Here is a 20,360-nt window from a genome sequence, read left to right on the forward strand (position 1 = left end):
CTGAATCGGCCGACCCGGTTGGTGGTGGAACCGAGAGAGGAATTCTGAGCTGTTCTTCGCGCTGCTCGGGCGACATGGAGTACGTAGTGCGCACATCTGGCCGGGGTGAGATGCCGGTTACACACTCCTCGAATACCCGTACACGGGAGGCAGACGACGATGTCACCTCTCTTTGCAGGCGGCCCCATGATTCGGCGTGGTGAGAGCGCGGATCGTGGTTGATCGGTCAGGCAGTCGGGGAACCGCTACCCGCCGGTCCGCGGCCCCGGGGACACCGGGTCCGGCGCGGACGGAAGCCTCCAGATCGGCCTTCGATCACATCGCTACCACGGAGTTGGTCGGAGCAGCCTGAAATGCCGAATGCAGGATGGTTTTGAAACCCGCCAGTATCGAGAATCGAACGATTTCGCGGCACCACCAGGCAGACAGCTTGCCGCGTGATGAGGGAGTTGGGCCAGGACGAGCTGATCGACCGGTGGACGTGGCTGGGCAAGGAACCAGAGCTGGACGCCACCAAGCGGGGCGCGACGAAACTCGGGTTCGGGCTGATGCTGCGGTTCTATACCAAGCAGAGCCGGTTTCCGCGTGCCCGGGCCGAGATCGCCGACGCTGCGGTCGACTACGTCGCCCGGCAGGTGGATGTAGAGCGGAACGAGATGCGTTCTACGACTTCACCGGCCGTACCAGCAAGCGCACCGGGTCAAGCGGTGGTGTGGTCGGGAGGTGACTATCCCGACCTGTACGACATGCGGTAGGCGATAGGTCCGATGAGCAGGGGCTGGTCCAGCATGTCTGCCGTGAACGACACTCCAGTGACCTTCGCCGCCAGGGCGAAGGCTCTCGGCACGACGGCGCTGTAGCTGATGTCCCAGGCGTCCGAGTCGCTCTCGTCTTCATCGGCGTCATAAACATAGTCATCGTCGGTCATGTCCAGCTCCATGCCCAGCTCGCGCATGTAGTCGTTGAGCCGGTCGGGGTCGCAACCCCAACGGATATGCGGGTACTCCAGTCGGTGGCCGGTCACGATCGTCCCGTCGATCGCGTACTCGAGGCTGTGCTCGGCGTAGCCGTGGATGGTGATCGCCAGGACCTCACAGTCTCGCGATAGTTCCGCCAGCGTCTTGCGGTCAGTCATCCACCACCCGACCGGTTCGATGGCCACGCTCCATGCACCGGCCCGAAACACGCCCACGTGACCGCCTCCGTGCACACCGCCAGTCTTGCCGAGGAACTCGACCATCCTGTCGTTGAGCTCTTCGAAGTCCGACTCCTGGCCGGAGTCGTCGCCTTTGCTGAAGCGGCGCACCACCTCCGACGGGTCAAGGTTTCGGAAGAAGCCGACACTGAAGATCTCGCCCAGCGGGTCCGCTTGGCTCTCGGATGCGTTGAGCCACTGGAGTGGGGCCAGGGGATCAGTTGTCGCCATATGGGTCATGGTGGCAGACCCCACCGACAACTAATCGATCGTCTGGAACACCTGATCGACCCACTGTCCTCAGCGCGGAATTCCCGTGGCTCCGTTGACATCCGAGCGGCTCGCCGGGCCGGTCCGCCAGGGTCGGCAGATCACCGGACTTGCTACCACTGGCGACCATCCTTGCCGCGCGGCGAGGTGGCCCTCGGCACCGAGCACATCGGATCGGCATCCGGGACCGCCCGAAAGCACTGAAATGCCGCGTAGCGCGCTACCCGAATGGGCATGTCACAGCGGGCGAACGTCGCTTTTCCATACAGAGCATAGGTGTCGGCGGTGCACTCGATCGGCTGGCAGGGAAGGATGTCGATGTGACCGAGTTGCTCGACGACGCTCGTTTGGAACGGACTGCGGTAGTGGCGAACTCCGAGATGAACCGCGAGCGCCGCATCGGCGCATATCGCCGAGAGCTCGGCTTCGATCCGACGGCATGGCTGACAGCGCGGCCGGCACCACAGCGGTGGTTGGATGTGGGATGCGGTAGCGGCCGAGCTCTTTTCGACGCGGCGGCGTCACTGTCCGGGCATGTCGAGATCATCGGCCTGGACCTCGTCGACTTCTTCGCCGGACCCTCACGCCCCGGAGTCGACCTGCTCACCGGGTCGGTGCTGACGTGGCAGCCGCAGGCACCAGTGGAACTCATTACCGCAGTCCACGTCTTGCACTACGTCGGTGACAAGATCGCCGCGCTGACTCGGATGGCGTCCTGGCTCACCGCCGACGGACAGCTCGTCGCCAACTTCGATGCCTCCTCGATCCGGTGGGACGACGGTTCACCAATCGGTAGGCCATTCACTACCTCGCTGCGTCGCAACGGATTCCAGTACGACGCCAGGAACCATCGACTCACCCGCACCGGATATGGCCTGCCCCGCTGGGAGTTCCGGTACCTCGGCGCCGACAACCACGCAGGACCGAACTACACCGGACAGGACTCCGTCGCCGCGCACTACCGCCGATGACCTTTGCGACGCTCGGCACGAGATGGCAACAGCGCCGTGGTTGGGCGCCGCACGGAAGTAGCCGATTACCGTGTCCTACACGGCTGCCTGGCCGTACCGCCGCCAGGCCGGAGCTTCGGAAAGTTATGCCCGGCTCTTACCGCGACAGCGGTAACCACCGCTGCGCCGGTCAGCCCTGACGGCCAACGCCAGGGCAACGCACAGGCCGCCGAATCCTATGCCTCCCGCCAGCAAGATTCCCACGCCAACAATAGCGGTAGCGAGCACAGGAGTGCCGAAGCCGAAGTACACGGCGAACGGACTCGACAGTATTGTGCCGATCAAGCCCCCGATCATGGCCACGATCAGGACAGGTCGGTATTTCATGAATCCGATTCTAGTCTTCGAGTAGCTATTCACTCCGCCCAAGACACCAGCATCACAGACATCCGCACATGCCGCATATCGTCGTCTGCCGACAGCCCGCCTTTGTTGCTGCCCGTTCGCCTTGACGGCCAGATAGCTCCCCGCTAAGTGGCCGCCAGTGGGGAATCTCAACTGGCCGCTGACATATGGTCGGAGCACGGCGCGCCCTCTGGTGGTCAGCGACCCCGGCCGCGCTCTAACACTCTGCGACAACATATTCACCACCCGATGGTCCGCAACCGAATCACTCGCACGCCCCCACCTGCCCCGGTCGAATGTCCGATAGTCGGCATAGGACGTTCGTCGGTCACGCCCAACCTGCCAGACACTCGCCGAAGGACGTCAGATTCCGCCGATACCAGCAGATCTCGGTCTCGGCGTCTGAGCTAGAGTTCACCGATAACCGCCCCCAGGATTCACCAGCGGAGCTGGTGTGGCTATAGGTCCCGCCACACGATCTCGACCGAGGATGTGTCGAACCGCCACGCCTTGCGGTTCTGGTCGACCCATTTCGCGGCATACACCCGCGCGGGTTTGACGATGACCCTCTCGATCAGCCGCGCGGCGGCCTCATGCCGCCAGCGCGCACCCTTCCTATCCCACCCCTGACGCAACTCGCCCGGCGTGGACCCGATATCGGCCAGCACAGCGAGGGCTTGTGCGCCACGCAACGAATCCTGTTCGGCACGAAGCGCTTTCAGCGTCTGATTCAGTCCCGTGATGGTGCGTTCGATCACCCGCAAATCGTCTTCGTCACCGGCCCCGGTCAGCACCTCGGTGCGGCGGTCGGTTTCGGCATCCAGATTCCCCGCCGTCGTCTCGATACGCTGTTGCAGTTCCGCGATGCGCCCGGCGTTGTCGTTCCCGCGATCCAGCCGGGCCAGGATCTCCGGGTGCTCGTACACGGCGATCACCTGCTGCGCGACGTACATCTCCAACGCGCCCGCATCCCGGAACACCCGCCCGCACCCACACGCCACCTTCGCTGAATCCTTGGCCCGGCACCCATACCGGCGCTGAACAACGGTGCCGTTCTTGCGTTCACGCTCCAACTGCGAACCCACCATCCACGTGCCGCAATACTGCCCCGCCCGCTCGCGGCCCTCGCCCCAGGTGCAGCCGCACTCGGCCAGCCCGGTCAACCAATACTCGCCGTTACGCTGCCGGGGACGATCCGGCTCCTCGAGACGGCGGTGCGCGGTCAAAGCTGCTCGCATCGCGTCCTGCTCGGTGCGGGTGAAAATGCCCGGCCACTGCCCACGATGCCGGGTACCGGTGCGCTCGTGCACCCGAATGCCGTTGCCCTCCGGGTTGTTCAAGCACTCACACCGGGCACCGGTCGCGTCGGTGTGCTCACCCAGGTCATAGACCACATACGCCTCCAACCGCAGCAGGTGAGACAGTTTGCCCACCCGCCACTGCCCGCCCTGGGAGGTGGTGATCCCCCGGGCGTTCCAATCGGTGATGATCGTGGTCTGGGACTCGCCGTTGATCACCCGGTCCCGGCCCTCCTCGAGAACCGCTACCTCCTCGGCCCGCAACGCATACCGATCCAAAATGTCGGCACCGGTAATCGGGTGTGTGCCAACGACTTTGCCGTACCCGAAGCGGCGTGCACCGCCCTGCATCACCCCCTTGGCAGCCTCCTCGCCCATCCGGTCCAGGAGGTTTTCGGTGTTGGTTTCCCGGTACTCGGCGGCTTCGGCGACCTTCACCATGAAATTCTTCCGGCCTGCGCCCGTGGTTAAGTCGTACTCGGTGTCCTTCATGAACACATACCGCACCCCCTCGTCCCCGGCTCGACCGGACCGATGTCGGGGACCACCTGGCCTTCGGCGCGGGTATCCACTTCTGTCTGGGCAGCGCGCTGGCCCGGCTGGAAGCCACCGCCGCCATCGCGGAGATCATGCGTCGCGCCCCGTCTCTGACCTCGGCCGGGACGCCGGAGCGCATCGCCAGCCCGGTGCTCCGAGGCCTGCGCAGTCAACCCGTCCGCCTCGGCGCCCTGACAGCACCGAATCACCCTGGGCGATAGATCTCGTCGAACACCATCAGCTGGGCAGCGGTCAGCAGCGATCGAGCCTCGGCCAGGAGGCTCTCTCCTTGCTGCACGTGGAAGGGCCACCGGCACTTGTGTGACATCTCGAGATGAGCTCGGCTCTTGTCGGGGTCCACCGGCAGGCCGTCGGCTCCGACGAGGTAGGCCAGGCCGAGCTGGAAATGGGCATTGCCCTGCGCGAAGTGGTCGTCGTCGTAACGAAGAGAGGAACATTCGAGAAGGTCATCGGCGAAGGAGCCGGCCTCGGGGTGGCCGAAGTCTGCTGCGACATTGAGCAGTTTGTAGAGCAGTACGTCCACTTCTACCGCGTCGGCATCCGCCGATTCGAGCAAGAACAGGGCATCGACGTCACCCGCCCGAGCCGACGCCACGTACTGCCGGAATGACGGGGAGCAACCTGGGCCCGGGCTCACGACATACCCGCCCTGGTTCTCGAACGGCGATGCGCTGTCGGCAACTGTCATATTCGGCACTGTAGAGCCCGGCACCGACAGCCGGAGCGCGATGGTTGGGGTATGCCGTGTCTTGCCGCCCAGGTCAAGCGGCCGCTCCCCCAGTTGGCCCCTCCCCCGCTGCACGTGGCACCGCGCCTTCTCCGCGCATCGGCGCCGCGCTGCTCGGTCACCTCGAAATCCAGACCACCCGCGGCTACGTCGCGGTCTTCGAGGAGGATGTGGTCCGCCACTACCCGGAATTCCTCGACCGGCGGCGCGCTCAACGCCCCGCCGAGGAATACCGCAAACCGACCGAAGACGAGTGGGCTGGCTTCGAGGAGCACTTCGACAAACGACGCGTCGAATTCGGATCCTGCGGGCGCCCCTACGGCACCAGCCGCCGGCACGAACCCTCCTGCTTCTCTGAACTAACTGGCCGTGCCCATTCGGCGTCGGTCGAGCGCACTCGTGCACCCGATGACCGGTCAATTGGTCAGATCGTGCTGATCTACCAACTGGGCGTAATCCGTGTGGATTTCTCCATCGAGCAGTTTCCGGTAGAAGGCGTTCATCGCCGCGGCGGCTGGTGCGTGTCGGGTCAGGATCGCGGTCACCGTCGGAGCCACGTCGCCGGGATATGGCCAGCCGCGCAGTGGAGTACACACTCGTTACGGGCGAGGGGGCCGCCGCTGGTCGGTATCGGTATCACCCCGGGGTGAACAAACCTCGCCCGGATTCTCGAGCCGCGGGCGCAACCGCGGTCTGCGGGGGCCGGTGATCGTCCGGTGACGTTTTGGCCTGTCAGGCGCGGTCGTGGAGAGTGACCTGGTAGCCGTCGGGGTCGGCGAAGGTGAATGTCCGACCGAAGGGGCCGTCGATCGGTGCGGAGACGATGGTGTGACCGTCGGCGACCAGCGCATCGTGAATGGCTTGGACGTCTGTGGCGTGGAGCCAGATCGCGGCACCGATGCCGGGCTGAGCAGCGGATGCGAGATCGGTGCCGGGAACGATGTCGCGGAGTGCGAACGCGATCGGCTTCGTCTCGAAGACGACGGCGTGCGGAGGTCCGGCCTGCGAGCGGACGAGGCCGAGGTACTGCTCGTAGAACACCTGCGAAGCGTCGAGGTCGCGCGCTTGGAGTGAGATGAAGTCGGGGCCGGTGGCGGGCATGATGATGCTCCTTCTCTTCGTGTCAGGTTTCTGACACGGATCAATTTATGTCAGAATACTGACATGAGTCAAGACGGTGTCGGCGTCGACCTGGAGACGTCACTGGGCTACCTGCTGAAAGAGGCGTCGAGCGCGCTACGTGTAGCTATGGAGGAGGTGTTGCGGCCGCTCGGGATGAGCGTGACGCACTACTCCTGCCTCGAGCTGCTGGCTCAACGACCGGGCTTGTCGAATTCCGAGCTCGCGCGGGGCGCGTTCGTGACCCGGCAGACGATGAACGTGCTGCTCCAGGCCCTGGAACGAGACGGCTACGTGACCAGGCCTGCGCAGGCACCCGTCGGGAAGGTTCTTCCCACGCGGCTCACGCCTCGCGGCCGGCGGAGCCTCGAGAAGGCGACCATAGCGGTCCGGTCCGTCGAGGTCAGAATGCTGGCCGGCCTGACCGAGACCGAGCAGTCGGACGCGTTCCGGATCCTGCACAGCATGATCCATTCCCTGCACGATGGCAACGACGGTGCATAGCTCGCTTTCCCGGCACACGTCTCGCCGCGCCCGGATAGGAGTGCGGCCATCCCTGCAGGCAACTTCGACACCGACAGACCCCGACTACACCCTCCTTTTGCGATGAGCCTGATTGTCGGCATGCCGAGGCTGATGAATGACGGTTCGCCGGGCTGCTTCTCGTCGAGTTGGGCCAGTTTGCCTTCAGCACCGGCGAGGCTTACTTGCAGGCCTTCGATCTCGCCGAGCCATCCCTCTCGCTCTGCTTCGCTGATCCGGGTGGTGAGGTTGTCTCGGATTTGTTCCAGCCGAGTGCGTTGTTGCGGATCCGGCCACGGGAGCGAACATCGACACAGACTTCTATGAACTTGATTCTCATGGGGCAGAGCTTCTTCCGGAGATCGAGCCGAACGTGGGCATTCCGAGTCCCGTTGCTGCCGTGGTGCGTTGGAGAGTGGAATCGATCTGGGCGAGTTTGCCTTTGACGCCGCTGTAGCTGATTTGGAGTCCTTCTACTTCGCCGAGCCAGCCCTCGCGTTTGGCGTCGATGATGCGGGCTTCGAGGTTGTCGTGGATCTCTTCGAGCCGCGCCCGCTGGGCGGGGTCCGGTCGAAGGAGCGAGCACCTCACGCAAGCTTCTCTGAACTAGGGGTTGTCCTGCGTGGACTGTTGGGTAGCCTGCGGTCGTGGGAACGGGACCGAACACCGCCGGCTGGCTGGAAGACACGCGGACGTCCTACGACACCGTCGCTGCTATTTATGCAGATCTGACGCGTCACCTTCTGGATGAAACGCCCGATGAGCGCGCTGTCCTGGCGTTGTTCGCCGACCGGGTGCGTGCCGAGGGCGGGGGCCCAGTTGCGGACGTGGGGTGTGGGGCGGGGAGGATCACCGCTCACCTATCCCGGCTGGGCGTCGACGCGTTCGGAATCGACCTGTCGCCCAGGATGATCGAGGTGGCCCGGCGTGATCACCCCGGCCTCCGGTTCGATCTCGGCTCTATGACCGACCTCGCCTTCGGCGACGCCTCGATGGCTGGTCTGGTCGCCTGGTACTCGCTGATCCACGTTCCCGACGACGAGATCAGTTCGGTCTTCGCGCACTTCCAGCGAGTAGTTCGGCCCGGTGGACCGTTATTACTCGGCTTCCATGTCGGTGACGAGTCGCAGTTGAAGACGCAGGGCTATGGCGGGCACCAGATGAACATATATGTCCATCGTCGCCAGCACGGCCAGATGATTGCGTGGCTCAACGATGCTGGCTTCGTCGTCGAGACACACAGAACTCTCACCTCAGCCGAGAGCACGCTCGGGGGGATCATTCTCGCGCGCCGCCAGGTTGACGATCTCGAAGAGTGAATCGATCGAGTTCGCGCCGCCTGGGAGCCAGTTGTGCAATTCGTTCCCTCGCGTCGCAAGGCTGCCGCGGAGTTGTTCGACCTCGCCGAGCGAGCGTTCGCACTTGGCCTATCATCTGTCGCACTGATTCAATCATCGTGGGGCAGAAGACCTTCCAGAGATCGAACCGAACGTGGGCATCCCGAGGTCAGTTCCTGCCGCCGTTCGTTGGAGTGTGGCGTCGATCTGGGCGAGCTTGTCCTTGACGCCGCTGTAGCTGACCTGCAGGCTTCGCCGAGCCAGCCTTCGCGTTTGGCTTCGATGATGCGGGCTTCGAGGTTGTCGCGGATCTCTTCCAACCGGGGGCGTTGGGCGGGGTCCAGCCGTAGAAGTGAACATCTCACACATGCGTGCTCATGAATACAGGGGAGAAGCGAACGCTCGCGCGCGGGTCCCAACGGAGACTTTCCGCTTCTCGAAGTGCGCGAGGAAGGCGTCCCATTCCTGGTCGATGGGTGTGCGGTATTCCTGGCTGGGGCATTCGAACCGGTCGCCGTCGTCGGGCCACCGGCAGGCGCAGCCGCAGGAACAGCGGTTCGGGAACAGCCACTGGTCAGATCGATCGGGCCCAGCAGCGGCTCGCACGACAGGAACCGCACCGCGGCGGGACCGGCGAGCAGGTCGGTGATGCAGTGGGTGACCGCACCGTTTTCCACCGACCTGCCCAGCCAAAGGTTCGGCCGGAGCGCCAGCCCGCGCTCGACCTGCTCCGGGTCACGGGCACCGAGCCGCTTCGCCGCCGCATCGTGCAGCGGTAAACAGAACCGATTCTGTTTGGTAGAAATTCGTGCAGATCGCTTCTTGCGCAATCTAATTCATCGGACAATGGCATCTCGATGGGTACTTCTTCTGTTGGCGTTATCGAGGTGCCTCGCCGGTTTCGTCGTGCGACAATTCCGTTCCGGTTCAGGAATTCGAGGGAGCGCGCATGCAGATCCGTTCCGGCCCAGCTGTACTCGTCGTCACGGTCCTGACAACGCTGGCGCTATCGTCGTGCGGCTCCGACGCAGCGGACCGCGGCGATGCTCCGCCGTCATCGGCGCCGGTCCCCGCACCACAGTCATCGGTGGCTACTTCGTCGGCAGCGTCGGCTACGACGTCCGAACAGCAGGGCCCGACGATCCCTCCGCAGGGGGCGCCGATCACCACGAAGCCCCAACTGACCATCGCGACACCTTCGGTCGTTGCACCCTCGCCGCAAAAGCCGGAGGCACAAACGACTGTCCCCGTACCACAGACGTCAGTCGGCATCACGACCTCTCAGCGTCTGATCGTGCCCGGCATGCCGCCGATCGCGACAACTCCTCCGCCACCGACTCTTCCGCCGCTCACAGCGCGACAAGCACCCTCCAGCCGACCGGAACCGAGTTCCGGCAACGCGGAGCGCTGACCGATGACACAGCAGCAGGAACCGTCTCCGCTGAAGTCGGCGCTGACGCTCGCGGGGGCATTGGCGTCGCAGGCAGCGGTGCTCGTACCGGTCCTCTACTATTTCGGCGCGGTGTACACCCGCGCCTGGTATGGCTATTTCGGCATCGACTCGGGGCTGCTCGGCTACTCGATCACCGATTTTCTGCGGCGATCGATCACTCCCACGTTCTGGCCGGTTGTCCTCGGCATGGTGATGGTGCTGATTCTGGTGGCGTCCCGGGACGTGCCGTTACTGCTGGCCCGGCGGACCCGCAACGAGACTCGAGCGCTTCGGATTTGGTACGTGGCGATGCTGGCGCTGGGAGTGGCGGCGCTCGCGGTGGCCCCGATCATCCGGTTGACCGCGGTGCCGTCGTGGTTTCCGCCGAACAATTACCTGCTGCCGGGATCGCTGGTCGTCGGGAGTGTCTTGCTCGGCTATGTCATTACGCTTCGGTCCAGCAATCCGGGCCTGTGGCAGACTCCGCCGAGCCCAGGACTTCTGCCGCCGGCGCCTCGGCCGACGAATCAGTCAAGCACGATCGTGATCATGATCGCGCTGTTCACCCTCGGACTGGCCGGATTGATGTGGATCACCGGGGCCTACGCGTCCGACCAAGGGCTCACGGATGCTCGAAACCTGGCTCGATCCCAATTCGCCGACCAGCCTTCGGTCGTCGTGTTCAGCGTCGACCGGCTCGCCATCCTCGGCACCGGTGTAGAGGTCGGCGAAATCGACATACCCGGCGAGAAATACCGCTTCTACTACGGGGGTGTGCGACTACTCGACCGAACTGCCGACGCCTACTTCGTCATACCCCAGCAGTGGGAAGCACGGCGCGACCGCGTCTTCATCATCCCCCGCGCCGACACCATCCGGATAGATCTCGACGCCACACACAACAAATAGGGCGACATCCCAGCCGCGGCGCCCTCACTCGAACCCCGACATCGGGCTGGTATCAACCGGTTTCACGCCCTGACACGGAGCGCCGATGTGTGGGCGAGGGCTTGTCGTAGACCAGCGAGTACCTCCAGAAGAGCCTGCGACGGATGCGAGCTCCCCGGAGATGCTCCCCGGCAACAGCGCGAATTTCCGAGAGTGTCTCGCGGGGTGGCGCTGTCGGTGCAGTCATCTCGAGGGGGAAATGGTCCGTCGGCCGTGGATGCTTCAGAACTCCGATGACCATATTGGCCACGGTGGCCACGAGTCCTATTGCGAGATCGACTACCCCTGATTCCCGGTAGCACCCGATGACGACGAGGCAGCCGCCAGGAGCCAGGCAGCGATCGAGATCGCGCAAGGTCTGCGTGAGTGGAAGGTGATGAAGGCTGGCCACCAGTGTGATCGCATCCCACTGACGAGCCGGGTCGCGTTGGTCGAATCGTCGTTGTTCGATCACTACGGAAGGGATGTCGGCGAAGCGCGCTGCCGCCACGCGTGCCGCTTCGGGGTCCGGCTCGATCCCGGTCACGTGTTCGACCCGCACCCGGAGACGGCCGATCAGATTGCCTGTGCCGCACCCGATGTCCAGAACGCTGCGGGCTTTGCTCGACGCGACTCGATCGACCACCCAACCTCCGTAGAAGTCGTTGTGACTCCATGGACGCCGTCTGTTGAACCGATAGATGCGTGAAATCAAGGTCACCGCTCCACCGTACGATCATCCGTGTGGTCACCGGCACCGCTACGCCGAACTGTGGGCCGGTCTCGGCTGCGCCACCACCCGGCCGCTGATTCGCGAAATCCCGCTGCGCACTGTCGGCGCGAAGGCCCGCGGCCGCAACGACTCTCGGCGACGCGGCCGCGGGCCTCGGCCCTGGTCAGGCCGCCTTGTACTTGCGCAGGTACTCGCCGGTCAGGGAGGTAGGGTGGGTCAACAGGTCGGCGGGGGTGCCGGTGAAGACGATTCGGCCGCCGTCCTTTCCGCCGTCCGGGCCCAGATCGATCACCCAGTCGGAGTGGGCGACGACGTCGAGGTTGTGCTCGATGACGACGACGGTGTTTCCGCGTTCGACGAGTCCGTCCATGAGCGCGAGCAGGGTGTCGACATCGGACATGTGCAGGCCGGTGGTCGGCTCGTCCAGCACGTAGATCGACCCGGTATTCTGCAACTGGGTGGCCAGCTTGATGCGCTGGCGTTCGCCGCCGGACAGCGTGCTCATCGCCTGGCCCAGGCTCAGGTACTCCAGGCCGACCTCGTTCATGGTGCGCAACTTGCCATTCAGCGCCTTCTCCGGGAAGAAGCCGAGCGCCTCCTCCGCCGACATCTCCAGCACGTCGGCGATCGACTTGTCGCGCAACGTGTGCCCGAGCACGCCCTCGGAGAAGCGGCGGCCGTCGCAGGCGTCGCAGTGTGTGGCGACCGGGTCCATGTACGCGATCTCGGTGACGACCACACCGCGGCCCTCGCACTGTTGGCAGGCGCCGTGGGAGTTGAAGCTGAACAGGCTCGGCGACTCCCCCGTCGCCTTGGCGAAAAGCTTGCGAATCGGGTCCATCAATCCCAGGTAGGTCGCCGGCGTCGAGCGGGAGGACGCGGCAATGGGCGACTGGTCGACGAACAGCGCCTCGGGATGCTCGCGCACGAACACGTCGCGGATGAGGCTGCTCTTGCCCGAGCCCGCCACGCCGGTGACGGAGGTCAGTACCCCGGTGGGGATGGCGACGGTGACATCGCGCAGGTTGTGCACGCCGGCGTTCTCGATCAGCAACTCGCCCGTGGCGGCACGGAAGGTGTCCTTGACAGTGAACGGCCTGCGCAGACCAGCACCGGTGGGGGTGTCGGCGTCGCGCAGCTCGGCGAAGCTGCCCTGGAACACCACCCGTCCGCCGTGCACGCCTGCGCGCGGGCCGACATCGACGATGTGGTCGGCGATCTGGATGACGTCCGGATCGTGCTCGACCACCAGCACGGTGTTGCCCTTGTCCCGCAGCGCTTTCAGAAGATCGTTGAGCCTGCCGACGTCGCGCGGGTGCAGTCCGACGCTCGGTTCGTCGAAGATGTAGGTCATCCCGATCAACGTGCTGGACAGATGCTTGATCATCTTCAGCCGCTGTCCCTCACCGCCGGAAAGGGTCGAGGTGGGGCGATCCAAGCTCAGGTATCCGAGACCGATGTCGGCCACCCGCCGCAGCGCGGTACGGATGGCGTCGGCCAGGCCGAGCGCCGCGGGGTCGGTGATCTCGTCGAGCACCGCCATGAGATCGGTGATCTGCATCCCCGACCAGTCGGCGATATTGCGGTCGCCGATCTTGGTGGCGAGTGCGGCGGCGTTGAGCCGCGCGCCCCGACAGGTCGAGCAGACGCCCTCGGTGAGGAACTTCTGCATCTGCTCGCGGGTCTTCTCGCTGAGCGTCGAGGTGTCGCGCTGCAGTCGGGTGCGGGTGAACTTCGCGGCGAGTCCCTCGTAGTCGGCCTTCCAGGTGCCCTTCGCGAAGGTGAGCTCCACCTTGCCGCCGCTGCCGTACAGGAAGTCCTGGTACTCGGCCTCGGTGTAGTCGGCCAGCTTCTTGTCCAGGTCGAACCGGCCGGAATTGCCGTAGAGCTGCCAATCACCGCTGCCCACACCGTAACCGGGGAGCAGGATGGCCCCTTCGTTGAGCGATTTGCCACGGTCCACCAGGCGATCCGGGTCCGCGCGCACCGTCATGCCGAGCCCGTCGCAGTCCGGGCACATGCCTTGGGGGACGTTGAACGAGTAGTTGTAGACGAATCCGGCCGAGGGTGAACCGAATCGGGCGAACATGGCGCGCACCATCGAGTAGATGTCCGTCATGGTGCCGACCGTGGAGCGCGGGCCGCCACCGACCGGTTGCTGATCGATGATGACCGGCGCCGTCAGGTTCTCGATCGCCTCGGCGTGCGGGCGCTCGTACCGCGGCAGGAAGTTCAGGACGAACGCCGGGAAGGTGGCGTAGAGCTGGCGCTGCGATTCCACGGCGATGGTGTCGAACACGATGGACGACTTGCCCGACCCGGACACGCCGGTGAAAAGGGTGATCTTGTTCTTGGGGATCTCGAGCGAGACGTCGCGCAGGTTGTGCTCGCTGGCCCCGAGCACCCGGATGACATCGACGGAGGCGGTCGATTCGGTAGATGGCATGCCGAACACCATGCCATCGTGGGCCGACAAAATGGCGAGGGTGAAGTGATGTAGATCACAGAAGCCGCTCGATGATCGGGCCGAACTGTTCCATGCTGTTCTCCAGCACGGTGATGTAGCTGAATCCGAAGCGCTCGCGCAGTTCCCGGACGCGGTCGGCGCCCTCCTCGGGGGAGCCGATCAGCAGAGTCGGGATCCGCTCGGGGTGGTCGGCGGCCGAGGGCGGCAGCGCCGGTGCGTAAGCATCGGCCAGCGCGGGCCAGTCCGCGCGCGAGACCACCCGCTGGATGAGCAGATTCAGTTCCACCTCGCCCGCACGTGCGCCGAGCAGCCCGTCGACATAAGCCACCCGCTCGGCGGTGGTGTCTTCGTCGGCGAGTTGCACCGGGCCGCCGGGCGTCGCTCCCCCGCCCGCGAAGGCGATGATGTCGGCCTGCTCGGCGGCGAGCTTCAACAGCCGGTCGCCCCAGCCTGCCAGCAGCAGCGGCGGTCCGGACGGCTGCGCCGGGCGCGGCTGGTAGTCCGGGTCGGCGAACAACCTGCGCAGCGTCGTGACGGTGTGCTCGAGATGACGCACCCGCTTACCGCCGCTCTGGAAAGGGATTCCGGCGGCGTCGAACTCGGCCCGCACGTAGCCCGCGCCGAGCCCGAGTTCCACGCGCCCGTCGGTCAGCTGGTCCGCGCCCGCCGCGTCGCGGGCCAGCAGCACCGGGTTGTAGAAGGCGGTGTTGAGCACGAAGGTGTTGAGCCGCACGCGTTCGGTGGCCTCGGCCGCCACGATCATGGCGGGAAACGGCGCGGGCAGGCCGAGATGATCGGCGACGCCGACCACGTCGAAGCCGAGTTCCTCGGCCCTGCGGCATTTTTCGATCCACCGGGACCTGGACTCGGGTACCACCATGTTCACGCCGAAACGGAAGGGACGCTGCACAGTCACCGGTCCTGTCTACCCGTTGGCGCGACCCGCCCGCCACCCGGCAAAGTGTGCGCTCAGCACTCCGCGAGCGCACTCGCCGTGACGGCGACGCCGAGGCCGAGCAGCGCCACCGCCGCGCTGAGCGCGGGAACCGGACGTCGTGCCGCTTCGCGGAGGTATCGGCGCCACTCCGCCCCGCGGAAATATCGACGCATCGCGGCAGTGTCGAGTCGTGCGGGACGGCGCGCTCCGCTGTCGGCGTGCGCGGCGTCGCGATCCCTGCGGAACACGCGACGCACGAGCCCGAGGGCCGCGAGGATCAGAGTGGCGGTCACCATGTCCGAACCCCTAGGCGCCGAGCACGTTCGACGCCGGACGCGGCGCGGCCGGGCGGGTGCGGACACCCGGCGCGTGCACGACGCCGAAGGCGAGCAGGCTCTCCGCGGTGTCGAGCACGGTCTCCCGGACGGGACGCATGGTCCAGCCGAGCTCCGTGCGCGCCTTGTTCGCGCTGACCATCTCGGTGCGGCCGAGCACCGGAAGCGCCAGCCGAACGCCCTTGTCGAATCGCGCGACGAGCCGGATCAGCCAGTCGGGCAGCACGCGGGTGGGCACCCGCAGGCCGCGCGGGTTGTATTCGTCGGCCAGGATCTGGGCCAGCTCGGCCATCCACACCGCATCGGACGCGCAGATGTACCGATTGCCCGCCGCCTGCGGCAGCTCCATCGCCAGCCGATGCGCCACGGCGAGGTCACGCACGTCGACCGGGGTCCAGCCGGTGCGCATCGAGCCGGGCACATCCCGCGCCATCAGCCGCCGAATCGGTTCGTGCGAGGTGCTGGTGACGGGGCTCTGTAGCGGGCCGAGCACCATACCCGGGTTCACCGCGGCCAGCTCGAGTCCACGCTCGGCGGGCAGGCCGCCGACGAACTCCCACGCCGCTCGCTCGGCCAGCGTCTTGCTCTTCTGGTAGGGCGGAATCCGGCCGACCACCGACCAATCCGCCTCCGTACGCACGGCGTCGGTGTCGTGGCCGTAGGCGATCGCGGCGACCGAGGAGGTCAGCACCACCCGTCGCACGCCCGGCTCGGCGGCGGCCGCGCGCAGCACCCGCAGCGTGCCCTGGACGGCCGGTTCGACGAGTTCGTTCTCGTCGTCGGGAATGTACGACGGGAACGGCGAGGCCACGTGCACCACGTACGCGCAGTCCGCGACGGCCTCGGCCCACCCGGCGTCGCGGCCCAGGTCGGCGGCGACGAACTCGAGGTCCGCGCCGAGGCGCCGCGCGAGCTCGGTGAGGTGCGCGCGCTTGCCGGTGTTCGCCAAGTCGCGCACGGTGGCGCGGACATGGTAGCCGTGCTCGAGAAGGTCGGCGATGACGTGCCCGGCGATGAATCCCGTTGCGCCGGTGACGAGTACCTGCTTGCTCATGTGTTCCACCTGTCAGGGGAAGAGGGGCGCGGCCGGAATCTAAGCGCCGCTCAGATTATCTAAGCACCGCATAGATAGGTTGTCCAGCCCCGGTCGCATACGCTCGGATGGTGAAGCGGACCAGTTACCACCACGGCGCACTGCGTGATGAGCTGATCGCCGCCTGCCTGCGCCTGATCGAAACCGAAGGCATCGCGGCGGTGAGCCTGCGCCGGGTTGCCAGGGAGGCCGGCGTCAGCACCGGCGCGCCGTACCATCATTTCGCGGATCGGGCCGCACTGCTCGCGACGCTGTCCACCAAGGGATTCGAGCTGCTCGGCGCCGAACTCGCCGCCGCGCGAGCCGCCGCGACCGGCTCGCCGCTGGACACCCTCGCCGCGCTGGCGGGCGCCTACGTCCGCTTCTCGCGCGAGCAACCCGGCTACTTCCGGCTGATGTTCCGGCCGGAGCTCTCCCAGCCGGAGAAGCACCCCGACGCCATCGTGGCGGGCGACGCCGCCTTCGCGATCCTGGCCGACGCCATCGGCGAGTGCGTTGCGGCCGGTCTGCTGCCTGCCGACAAGGCGGATATTCTCGGCATCACCTGGTGGGGCATCGGCCACGGGCTCGCCTCGCTGTGGTTGGACGGTCAGCTGGAGAAGCGGGCCGTTCAGCTCGGCACCACCGCGCCCGAACTGGTCGAGGACGTGATGCGCACGGTGTCCTCGCTCCTCGCGCCCGGGTCTTGACGCGGCGCGCCGCATTTCTGACCTAGAGTGGGCGCCAGATGTTTGCTGTTCCGTCACTGCTCGACCCGATTACCGTGATTCGAGAGGGATGACCGGATGTCCGTACAGCAACAGCTCGACCCGATCGTTCAGCAGTTCGTCGACGCGCTCAACGCCAACGATCGCGACCGCTTCCACTCGGTGCTCACCGAGGACGCGACCATGTCCGATGACGGCGTGGAACGCGATGTCGAGCAGTGGACCGATTCGGAGGTCTTCGCCAGCAACGGCCGGATGCAGATCGAATCGGTGACCGACGGCGGCGTCGAATTGCTCGCCGACTACACGAACTCGCGCTGGGGATCGATGCGCACCGCGTGGCGTTTCACCGTGCGCGACGGAAAGATCAGCCGATTCGAGACCGGACAAGCCTGAAACCCTTGCCGTGGCGGCGCCGATCTTGACATTCTGACCACGTGTTCGACGCGCCACGCTACGGCTCGGGTTCCCTGGCCGACTTGTTTCCCTCTGTCCTGGCCTGTCTGGGCGTCCCCGGCGAAGACGATCGGCTCGGCCTCGGACTGTCCGCGCGCCGGGTCTGTGTCCTGCTGGTGGACGGGCTCGGCGCGGAAGCTCTCGCCGCTCACTCGGAGGAGGCGCCGTTCCTGTCGAGCCTCGCCTCGGCCGAGCTGGCGGCGGGGTTCCCGAGCACGACCGCGACCAGCCTGAGCTCCCTCGGCGTCGGGGTCCCGCCGGGTGAGCACGGCATCGTCGGCTATCTGATCAACGTGCCCGGCTACGACCGGTTGGTGAACGCACTGCGCTGGCGATTGCACGGCGAGGGCCCGAAGGTGGATCTGCTGCGCGAGCTGGTGCCCGAGCAGTTCCAGCCCACCGCAACGGTATTCGAACGCGCCGCCCGTGCCGGGATCAGCGTCTCGCAGGTCGCCCCCATGTACCAGGCGGGCTCCGGGCTGACCAGGGCCGTGTTGCGCGGCTGCGCGTTCCGCCCGAGCCTGTCGTTCGGCGACATGGTCGACGGCGTCGCCGAGGCGTTGCGCACGGGCGACCGCTCGCTCGCCTACGCCTATCACGGCGATCTGGACACCACCGGCCATGTGCGCGGTCCGTCCTCCGACGCGTGGCGGCTGGAGCTCGCACACGTGGACCGCTTGGCCGCCACCATCGCCGAACACCTGCCGCCCGGCGCGGCGCTGCTGGTGACCGCCGATCACGGCATGGTGGAGCTGACCGGAACCGTGGACTTCGACGCCGTCGACGCGCTGCGCGCCGGCGTCCACCAGCTCGGTGGCGAACCGCGGGCCCGACACGTCTACACCGTCGAGGGCGCCGTGGACGACGTCGCTGCGGCATGGCGGGAGACGCTCGGCCCCGACTTCGCGGTGCTGCCGCGCGCCGAGGTGATCGAACGCGGCTGGTTCGGGCCTACCGTCGGGCCCGTGGTGGCCGAGCGGATCGGCGATCTCGTCGTCGCGGCGCTCGGACCGCGCGGCGTCATCCGGACCGGGGCCGAACCGCTCCAATCGGCCATGGTCGGCCACCACGGCTCGCTGACCTCGGCCGAGCTCAACGTCCCGCTGCGCACCTGCCTCGCCTGATCGGCCCGCGTCGGCTCGATCAGGGCTTCCGGCGCCGTAGGCACGGCCGACGGGTTCTCCGGGTCCCAGACCAGGCCGGGCCTTGGTGACAATGTAGGGGCGGTCGGCTTGCGGCAGGCCTGCGATGGCCTTGCCGACCAGTTCCTCCGAATGGCCGAGGCCGTACACCGCGGCGGTGTCGATCCACTTGACGCCCACGTCGAGCGCGTGGCGGATCGCGGCGACCGACTCGGCGTCATCCGTGGCACCCCAGCTGAAGGTCCAGCCCGAGCCCGAAACGGCCCACGAACCGAAGCCCAATCGGGTGATGTCCCTGCCGGTACGGCCAAGCGTGACAGTCATGAGTGATGCGCTCGTGCGAATCCGTGAAGCCGGAACCGTTCCGGCGGATTCGACCTTTGCCGATTCGCGCCGGGTCAGGCAGTGCCCGGCTCTGCCTAGGCACGCCATGACGAGACATCCACCCGAGTCGAGAAATGATGGGACACATGAACTTCGACCGACGCGCCGAACTGGGTGAGTTTCTCCGATCGCGCCGCGCCCGCCTCCGCCCGGAGAAGTTCGGACTCACCTCCTACGGGCGGCAGCGCCGGGTTCCCGGACTGCGTCGCGAGGAGCTGGCGCAGCTGGCATCGCGGCGGGCGTCGTAGGTGAACGAGTACAAGTCATTCATAGGGTCGGGCGGGATCTGCCTTCCTCGAATGATGAGCCGGCACCACCACAACGACCTCGACGATCCAAACGGAATCAGGTCCACTCGCTCGATGTCGTCGAACAGGACATGCACCGGCGACTGCGCGGCTTTCCATTTCGAATGATGGTTCCGGTCCTCGAATACCACGTGGGTAGGCGTCCACGTCAACGACTTCATGATGCTCCTGTCACCTTGACATCAACCACCAATCTGCCTTGGGTCAAGATCTTGGCGGGATCTGGCTGGTCACATGGTTGATGCCACGGCTGGTGAGATCGATCGAGAGCGGTCGGATGGACGGCGATCCCGGCGGGCTGAACGCTCAAACGGAACACCCTGGGCTACTGGCGTTGTCGAAGATGACGATCATGACCGAGCTGAACGCTCGGATCGCGTGGTGCGGTTTCTGCGATTGATGCAGAGACGCGGTAAAGACCTGCCCGTCGACGAACAGGCTGACGAGGAATTCTTCCACGTGGAAATGGCCCGGAGCGGAGTGACACCAGCCGATGTCGACTGGGATACTGGATCTGGCTCAATTTTCGTGATTGACCCGTTCGGGATGCGCTCGGGCGCTTGATCATTGATGATGTCACGGGCGCTCTGGCCTCGGACCGATGTGATCGAGTCGCGGTCGCGTTTCATTGCGGTTCGGCAAAGGAACCAGTACCCGGTGGGCAGATCTCCTGGACGAACTCGCCGCGGAATGCGTCGAAGATCAGGTCCTTCGTGGCGATGTACTCGGCCATGTAGTCACGTTTGCCGTGTTCGATATTGGCCTCGAGGCTGACCCAGTGTTCCAGAAGAGTGAACGACTGCGGATCGTCTCGGTCCTGGAAGATACGGAATTCCAGGCAGTCGGGGTTGGCGCGAGTTGGACCGGCGATCTTCTCCAGCGCCCGTCGCGCTACGTCGATCTGATCCGGCCGCGCATGCACTCGCACAAGCATGACCAGGGGTCCGGGATGCTTCGGTGACGCCGCAGCGACCCGTGCGGTGACCCCGGAGTGGGTATCTGACATGTGGAAAACATACCTCAATTGGTTCATTGATCCAAATTAGTGCGATGATCCA

The 20,360-nt window shown here is 65.8% G+C and carries 23 protein-coding genes and 2 pseudogenes; 11 read left to right on the top strand and 14 right to left on the bottom strand.

Annotation, left to right across the window (positions count from 1 at the left end):
- The first annotated feature begins 440 nt into the window (after positions 1-440).
- Positions 441-755 carry a hypothetical protein gene (locus AC3ERS_RS22390; RefSeq protein ID WP_488186853.1) on the top strand — a complete coding sequence of 105 codons (315 nt, stop codon included), beginning with the start codon at positions 441-443 and terminating at the stop codon, positions 753-755.
- Here AC3ERS_RS22390 and AC3ERS_RS22395 read toward each other — a convergent pair.
- Positions 728-1,426: a DUF6461 domain-containing protein gene (locus tag AC3ERS_RS22395; RefSeq protein WP_431970024.1), complete on the bottom strand. Its 699-nt coding sequence runs from the start codon at positions 1,424-1,426 to the stop codon at positions 728-730. The two genes, AC3ERS_RS22390 and AC3ERS_RS22395, sit on opposite strands and share 28 nt — an antisense overlap.
- Positions 1,427-1,785: 359 nt before the next feature.
- Here AC3ERS_RS22395 and AC3ERS_RS22400 point away from each other — a divergent pair, with 359 nt between their 5' ends.
- A complete protein-coding gene (locus AC3ERS_RS22400) occupies positions 1,786-2,436 on the top strand; it encodes a class I SAM-dependent methyltransferase (protein WP_431970025.1) in 651 nt (216 codons plus the stop codon).
- An 842-nt stretch (positions 2,437-3,278) separates the two neighbouring features.
- Here AC3ERS_RS22400 and AC3ERS_RS22405 read toward each other — a convergent pair.
- Positions 3,279-4,610 carry a recombinase family protein gene (locus AC3ERS_RS22405; protein ID WP_431970026.1) on the bottom strand — a complete coding sequence of 444 codons (1,332 nt, stop codon included), beginning with the start codon at positions 4,608-4,610 and terminating at the stop codon, positions 3,279-3,281.
- Positions 4,611-4,666: 56 nt separating this feature from the next.
- On the opposite strand from AC3ERS_RS22405, the gene AC3ERS_RS22410 reads away from it, so the two are divergent.
- On the top strand, positions 4,667-4,876 hold the full coding sequence (locus AC3ERS_RS22410; protein WP_431970215.1) for a cytochrome P450: 210 nt from the start codon (positions 4,667-4,669) through the stop codon (positions 4,874-4,876).
- On the opposite strand, the gene AC3ERS_RS22415 is transcribed toward AC3ERS_RS22410, so the two are convergent.
- Positions 4,861-5,364, bottom strand: coding sequence for a hypothetical protein (locus AC3ERS_RS22415; RefSeq protein ID WP_431970027.1), 504 nt, complete (start codon positions 5,362-5,364; stop codon positions 4,861-4,863). The genes AC3ERS_RS22410 and AC3ERS_RS22415 overlap by 16 nt on opposite strands.
- A gap of 44 nt (positions 5,365-5,408) precedes the next feature.
- On the opposite strand from AC3ERS_RS22415, the gene AC3ERS_RS22420 reads away from it, so the two are divergent.
- Positions 5,409-6,053, top strand: coding sequence for a hypothetical protein (locus AC3ERS_RS22420; protein ID WP_431970028.1), 645 nt, complete (start codon positions 5,409-5,411; stop codon positions 6,051-6,053).
- Positions 6,054-6,135: 82 nt separating this feature from the next.
- Here AC3ERS_RS22420 and AC3ERS_RS22425 read toward each other — a convergent pair whose 3' ends face one another.
- Positions 6,136-6,504 (bottom strand): VOC family protein, encoded by a 369-nt coding sequence (locus AC3ERS_RS22425; protein ID WP_431970029.1) that lies wholly within the window; start codon positions 6,502-6,504, stop codon positions 6,136-6,138.
- Positions 6,505-6,567: 63 nt separating this feature from the next.
- Between AC3ERS_RS22425 and AC3ERS_RS22430 the strand changes: the two genes are divergently transcribed.
- Positions 6,568-7,026, top strand: a complete 459-nt coding sequence (locus tag AC3ERS_RS22430; RefSeq protein ID WP_431970030.1) for a MarR family winged helix-turn-helix transcriptional regulator — start codon at positions 6,568-6,570, stop codon at positions 7,024-7,026.
- A 354-nt stretch (positions 7,027-7,380) separates the two neighbouring features.
- Here the strand turns inward: AC3ERS_RS22430 and AC3ERS_RS22435 are convergent, their stop codons facing one another.
- Positions 7,381-7,635, bottom strand: coding sequence for a hypothetical protein (locus AC3ERS_RS22435; protein ID WP_431970031.1), 255 nt, complete (start codon positions 7,633-7,635; stop codon positions 7,381-7,383).
- Positions 7,636-7,691: 56 nt separating this feature from the next.
- Here AC3ERS_RS22435 and AC3ERS_RS22440 point away from each other — a divergent pair, with 56 nt between their 5' ends.
- A complete protein-coding gene (locus AC3ERS_RS22440) occupies positions 7,692-8,363 on the top strand; it encodes a class I SAM-dependent methyltransferase (RefSeq protein WP_431970032.1) in 672 nt (223 codons plus the stop codon).
- Positions 8,364-8,959: 596 nt separating this feature from the next.
- On the opposite strand, the pseudogene AC3ERS_RS22445 reads toward AC3ERS_RS22440, so the two are convergent.
- Positions 8,960-9,211, bottom strand: a pseudogene (locus AC3ERS_RS22445) (DUF5131 family protein); the annotation flags it as partial.
- Between the two features lie 584 nt (positions 9,212-9,795).
- Here AC3ERS_RS22445 and AC3ERS_RS22450 point away from each other — a divergent pair.
- On the top strand, positions 9,796-10,722 hold the full coding sequence (locus AC3ERS_RS22450) for a hypothetical protein (protein ID WP_431970033.1): 927 nt from the start codon (positions 9,796-9,798) through the stop codon (positions 10,720-10,722).
- Between the two features lie 52 nt (positions 10,723-10,774).
- Here AC3ERS_RS22450 and AC3ERS_RS22455 read toward each other — a convergent pair whose 3' ends face one another.
- The 5 genes from AC3ERS_RS22455 to AC3ERS_RS22475 all read right to left on the bottom strand — a co-directional run bounded on the left by AC3ERS_RS22455 (position 10,775) and on the right by AC3ERS_RS22475 (position 16,266).
- Positions 10,775-11,461 (bottom strand): class I SAM-dependent methyltransferase, encoded by a 687-nt coding sequence (locus AC3ERS_RS22455; RefSeq protein ID WP_431970034.1) that lies wholly within the window; start codon positions 11,459-11,461, stop codon positions 10,775-10,777.
- A 175-nt stretch (positions 11,462-11,636) separates the two neighbouring features.
- Complete coding sequence (locus AC3ERS_RS22460; RefSeq protein ID WP_431970035.1) at positions 11,637-13,919, bottom strand: ATP-binding cassette domain-containing protein; 2,283 nt, start codon at positions 13,917-13,919, stop codon at positions 11,637-11,639.
- A 55-nt stretch (positions 13,920-13,974) separates the two neighbouring features.
- Positions 13,975-14,856 (bottom strand): TIGR03621 family F420-dependent LLM class oxidoreductase, encoded by an 882-nt coding sequence (locus tag AC3ERS_RS22465; RefSeq protein WP_431970036.1) that lies wholly within the window; start codon positions 14,854-14,856, stop codon positions 13,975-13,977.
- Positions 14,857-14,909: 53 nt separating this feature from the next.
- Positions 14,910-15,173 (bottom strand): hypothetical protein, encoded by a 264-nt coding sequence (locus AC3ERS_RS22470; RefSeq protein ID WP_431970037.1) that lies wholly within the window; start codon positions 15,171-15,173, stop codon positions 14,910-14,912.
- 10 nt (positions 15,174-15,183) lie between these two features.
- Positions 15,184-16,266 carry an SDR family oxidoreductase gene (locus AC3ERS_RS22475; protein ID WP_431970038.1) on the bottom strand — a complete coding sequence of 361 codons (1,083 nt, stop codon included), beginning with the start codon at positions 16,264-16,266 and terminating at the stop codon, positions 15,184-15,186.
- A gap of 107 nt (positions 16,267-16,373) precedes the next feature.
- Between AC3ERS_RS22475 and AC3ERS_RS22480 the strand changes: the two genes are divergently transcribed.
- The 3 genes from AC3ERS_RS22480 (at position 16,374) to AC3ERS_RS22490 (ending at position 18,592) form a co-directional block, all read left to right on the top strand.
- On the top strand, positions 16,374-16,994 hold the full coding sequence (locus AC3ERS_RS22480; RefSeq protein WP_431970039.1) for a TetR/AcrR family transcriptional regulator: 621 nt from the start codon (positions 16,374-16,376) through the stop codon (positions 16,992-16,994).
- A gap of 96 nt (positions 16,995-17,090) precedes the next feature.
- Positions 17,091-17,408 carry a nuclear transport factor 2 family protein gene (locus AC3ERS_RS22485; protein WP_431970040.1) on the top strand — a complete coding sequence of 106 codons (318 nt, stop codon included), beginning with the start codon at positions 17,091-17,093 and terminating at the stop codon, positions 17,406-17,408.
- A 41-nt stretch (positions 17,409-17,449) separates the two neighbouring features.
- Entirely contained in the window at positions 17,450-18,592 is a 1,143-nt protein-coding gene (locus AC3ERS_RS22490; protein ID WP_431970041.1) for an alkaline phosphatase family protein, read from the top strand.
- Positions 18,593-18,682: 90 nt separating this feature from the next.
- Here AC3ERS_RS22490 and AC3ERS_RS22495 read toward each other — a convergent pair.
- Positions 18,683-19,042 (bottom strand): annotated as a pseudogene (locus AC3ERS_RS22495) (aldo/keto reductase); the annotation flags it as partial.
- Between the two features lie 38 nt (positions 19,043-19,080).
- Here AC3ERS_RS22495 and AC3ERS_RS22500 point away from each other — a divergent pair.
- Complete coding sequence (locus AC3ERS_RS22500; protein WP_431970042.1) at positions 19,081-19,242, top strand: hypothetical protein; 162 nt, start codon at positions 19,081-19,083, stop codon at positions 19,240-19,242.
- 366 nt (positions 19,243-19,608) lie between these two features.
- On the opposite strand, the gene AC3ERS_RS22505 is transcribed toward AC3ERS_RS22500, so the two are convergent.
- Positions 19,609-19,761, bottom strand: a complete 153-nt coding sequence (locus tag AC3ERS_RS22505; protein ID WP_431970043.1) for a hypothetical protein — start codon at positions 19,759-19,761, stop codon at positions 19,609-19,611.
- 166 nt (positions 19,762-19,927) lie between these two features.
- A complete protein-coding gene (locus AC3ERS_RS22510) occupies positions 19,928-20,335 on the bottom strand; it encodes a putative quinol monooxygenase (protein ID WP_431970044.1) in 408 nt (135 codons plus the stop codon).
- Between the last annotated feature and the right edge of the window lie 25 nt (positions 20,336-20,360).

The organism is Nocardia sp. bgisy134 (assembly GCF_057708325.1).

Bases quoted from the DNA above. Each gene is read 5' to 3' on its own strand.
- AC3ERS_RS22500 (WP_431970042.1), top strand. From the start codon at position 19,081: ATGAACTTCGACCGACGCGCCGAACTGGGTGAGTTTCTCCGATCGCGC.
- AC3ERS_RS22390 (WP_488186853.1), top strand. From the start codon at position 441: ATGAGGGAGTTGGGCCAGGACGAGCTGATCGACCGGTGGACGTGGCTG.
- AC3ERS_RS22405 (WP_431970026.1), bottom strand. From the start codon at position 4,610: ATGAAGGACACCGAGTACGACTTAACCACGGGCGCAGGCCGGAAGAAT.
- AC3ERS_RS22425 (WP_431970029.1), bottom strand. From the start codon at position 6,504: ATGCCCGCCACCGGCCCCGACTTCATCTCACTCCAAGCGCGCGACCTC.
- AC3ERS_RS22470 (WP_431970037.1), bottom strand. From the start codon at position 15,173: ATGGTGACCGCCACTCTGATCCTCGCGGCCCTCGGGCTCGTGCGTCGC.
- AC3ERS_RS22510 (WP_431970044.1), bottom strand. From the start codon at position 20,335: ATGAACCAATTGAGGTATGTTTTCCACATGTCAGATACCCACTCCGGG.
- AC3ERS_RS22430 (WP_431970030.1), top strand. From the start codon at position 6,568: ATGAGTCAAGACGGTGTCGGCGTCGACCTGGAGACGTCACTGGGCTAC.
- AC3ERS_RS22395 (WP_431970024.1), bottom strand. From the start codon at position 1,426: ATGGCGACAACTGATCCCCTGGCCCCACTCCAGTGGCTCAACGCATCC.
- AC3ERS_RS22450 (WP_431970033.1), top strand. From the start codon at position 9,796: ATGACACAGCAGCAGGAACCGTCTCCGCTGAAGTCGGCGCTGACGCTC.
- AC3ERS_RS22460 (WP_431970035.1), bottom strand. From the start codon at position 13,919: ATGCCATCTACCGAATCGACCGCCTCCGTCGATGTCATCCGGGTGCTC.
- AC3ERS_RS22475 (WP_431970038.1), bottom strand. From the start codon at position 16,266: ATGAGCAAGCAGGTACTCGTCACCGGCGCAACGGGATTCATCGCCGGG.
- AC3ERS_RS22415 (WP_431970027.1), bottom strand. From the start codon at position 5,364: ATGACAGTTGCCGACAGCGCATCGCCGTTCGAGAACCAGGGCGGGTAT.
- AC3ERS_RS22480 (WP_431970039.1), top strand. From the start codon at position 16,374: ATGGTGAAGCGGACCAGTTACCACCACGGCGCACTGCGTGATGAGCTG.
- AC3ERS_RS22485 (WP_431970040.1), top strand. From the start codon at position 17,091: ATGTCCGTACAGCAACAGCTCGACCCGATCGTTCAGCAGTTCGTCGAC.